This window comes from Bartonella queenslandensis AUST/NH15 (assembly GCF_000312585.1).
Taxonomy (GTDB): Bacteria; Pseudomonadota; Alphaproteobacteria; order Rhizobiales; family Rhizobiaceae; genus Bartonella; species Bartonella queenslandensis_A.
The window spans coordinates 9,760-12,870 of the sequence record NZ_HE998010.1 but is presented as its reverse complement, the minus strand read 5'-3'; the positions used below and the strand labels follow the sequence as shown (position 1 = coordinate 12,870).

3 protein-coding genes are annotated in these 3,111 nt (G+C 39.0%); all 3 read right to left on the bottom strand.

From position 1 onward, the window contains the following. Positions 1–322 precede the first annotated feature (322 nt). Complete coding sequence (locus BN338_RS07240; protein ID WP_039760524.1) at positions 323–658, bottom strand: zinc ribbon domain-containing protein YjdM; 336 nt, start codon at positions 656–658, stop codon at positions 323–325. A gap of 609 nt (positions 659–1,267) precedes the next feature. Beyond that, positions 1,268–1,411 carry a hypothetical protein gene (locus tag BN338_RS12680; RefSeq protein ID WP_210160960.1) on the bottom strand — a complete coding sequence of 48 codons (144 nt, stop codon included), beginning with the start codon at positions 1,409–1,411 and terminating at the stop codon, positions 1,268–1,270. A gap of 62 nt (positions 1,412–1,473) precedes the next feature. After that, positions 1,474–3,102: an alpha-D-glucose phosphate-specific phosphoglucomutase gene (locus BN338_RS07235; RefSeq protein ID WP_039760522.1), complete on the bottom strand. Its 1,629-nt coding sequence runs from the start codon at positions 3,100–3,102 to the stop codon at positions 1,474–1,476. Positions 3,103–3,111: the final 9 nt, after the last annotated feature.

Genomic DNA, 3,111 nt, shown 5'->3' with positions numbered 1-3,111 from the left:
ATGGAAAAAATTCTTCAATTCAGCAGGACTAAGTTTTCACTTTACAGCATTATTTGCCTCATAAAGCGCGTACTTTTACTGTTTTCTTATCAATCAACTATCCAATCCTTAGAGCATATTCTAAGAGAAAAGACAGAGACTGTATTTCTCTGCGAGACATGGCTTTTATATTTCCATAAGAGTAAAAATATTGTGCCTATCTAATTGGCATAATCCATGAAATAAAAAAAGTTCCCTATTAGAAAAGAATAGCCCCACTTGGAAAAAAATATGAAAATAGCAAACCAACGAAAGGCAAAACTAATCGCAAGAGAATAAATGCTTAAACTTTTTTAACAAATTCCGACTTTAAGCTCATGGGGCCAATCCCAGGAATTTTACAATCAATATTATGATCGCCATCCACCAAGCGAATATTCTTTACCTTCGTTCCTCCTTTTAAAACAGAGGAAGCGCCTTTTACTTTCAGATCTTTTATCACCATAACGGTATCGCCATTTGTTAAAATCTGTCCATTAGCATCATAAACAGGATCGGAAAGAGCAGTATCGTCATTCTTTTGTGGCCACTCATGTGCACATTCAGGACACACAAAGTTTTCACCCTCTTCATAAGTATAAAGACAATCACAACGAGGACATTTGGGATATTGGGTCATAAATTTCCCTTTTTTAGAAAAATCATTCATTATGACTGGTCATAAAGCAAGAAATATTTATTGTCCATTATTTTAGAAAAACACATCCCTTTGTTTTCTCGCCTCTCTGCCAACGATGTTTATTACTGCAATCATCCCATACAATAGATTCATGGATAAGAATGGTTGATCATTCAATGAGTCCTCGTACATCATAAGATTCCTCTTAATTCATAAAATTCCTTTTGTATTGAATCAACCAAAGCCTTTCGCTTGCATGTTACAAGTAGGAAGAGCCGTATAAAACGATTAAGAAAAGATTCAAAAGACGAAATACTCTCAAATGCAAAAGCCAACATGAAGAGCAGAGCTTAAATGTATATGATGATATCACTTTTTTTCCTTTATAAGCATAAAAATGGTAGTGCTCAATGAGTTTCCCCTTATCTCCTTCATGAATGACACGCATAAGATCGTTTCTAGTGCCTTAAGAGAGGTTTCTTTAAGACAAGCCTATGAAAAATGCGACAACGATAATGTCTTGTTTGAGGGAAGAGATATTCCTCTCTATTATTCTATTAAAAAACATTTCTATAAACCATCAGAAATCCTTGGGCATTAATGCGCTCATTATGCCTGATTATGAAGACCTCCAGCTTTTGATTTTAAGAAGTCAGCAATTTTAAGATACCAGCCGATATGTAAAAACGTAGAAAAAACGAAACGAATCTGAAAATGGAGACGCTCCTTACGGCACATCCCCCCTAAAATCATGCCTCCCAATCATGCCCCATGTGATCAATTATGATATCTTGACCAGAAACATTCCAATGATTTCATGTAATAATATCAGGACGGTCTCGCCCTAATTCTTGTTGTATGTTTAATAGTTTTAGTGCTACCTGTTGCAAAGGTTGAAGAACTTCTTGCGGATTTAAATTGTGTCTGCGCGGATCACCTTCATACTGTTCAAAATAAAGCCGTAAGGTAGCGCCTAGCGTTCCTGTTCCTGATAAACGAACCACCAACCGCGCGCCATTTTCGAAAAAAATACGGATACCTTGCCGCGTACTAACGCTCTGATCAACAGGATCATGATACGTAAAATCGTCTGCTTTTTTGACCAAAAATCCAGCAATTTTGGTTCCCGCTTGTGGTAAATGCACCCGCAAGTGCTCTAGTAATGCCAAAGCTTTATCTTCTTCAACTTCTTCATAATCATGACGTAATGCGTAAAAACGCCCATAACTGTGCCAATGTTGTTGAACGATTTGTGCAACAGTTTTCCCTGTTACCGCTAAGAGATTTAACCAAAATAAGACAGCCCATAAACCATCTTTTTCGCGGATATGATGAGAGCCGGTTCCAAAGCTTTCTTCACCACAAAAGGTTACTTTCCCCGCATCCAAAAGCGTCCCAAAAAACTTCCACCCCGTTGGCGTTTCAAAAAGGTTTAATCCGTGTTTTTCAGCAACCAGATCAGCCGCACGTCCCGTTGGCATAGAACGCGCTATTCCCACAACACCTTGTCGATAACCTTTAATGAGGTGTGCATATTCAGCCATAATCGCCAAAGAATCAGAAGGCGAGACAAATTGTTGACGCCCAATAATGAGGTTACGATCGCCATCGCCATCAGATGCAGCACCAAGGTCTGGTCCTTGCTCTGACATCAATAAATCATAAAGAGCCTTGGCATAAACCAAATTGGGATCTGGATGAGTGCCTCCAAAATCTGGCAAAGGAGTGCCATTGACCACCGTCCCTTTAGAAAATCCTAAACATTTTTCAAAAATTTCATGCGCATAAGGTCCTGTTACCGCATGCATGGCATCAAAGCGCAAAGTCAAACCTCGAGCAACGGCCTTAGCAATACAGTCAAAATCAAAAAGCTCCTGCATCAAAGCAACATAATCAGCAACAGGATCAATAATATCGATCTGCATAGCTCCCATAAAGGTTATCCCTTGCCTATCTAAATCAATATCTGGAGCTTCAAAAATTTTATAATAGGAAAGACGCTGCGATGTTGCAAAAATAGCATCACATAAAGAATTAAGTGCCGGTCCACCATTGGCAATATTGTATTTGATCCCACAATCTCCCTCAAGACCACCTGGATTATGGCTTGCAGAAAGAATAATTCCACCATGAGCATGATATTTACGAATAAGATGCGAAACAGCAGGCGTAGAAAGAATACCGCCCCTTCCCATTTTAACACAAGCAACACCATGCGCCGCAGCCATCTTCAACACAATCTGAAGGAGAGTCCGATTAAAAGTGCGTCCATCCCCCCCAAGAATCAACATTTTCCCTTCAAGAGGTCCAATATTATCAAAAAGAGACTGTATAAAATTTTCCACATAATGGGGTTGTTGAAAAACAGATACTTTTTTGCGCAAACCAGATGTTCCCGGTTTTTGCCCCTCAAAAACTGTGGTAAAAACTGTCTTTATGGTCATGGTAATACT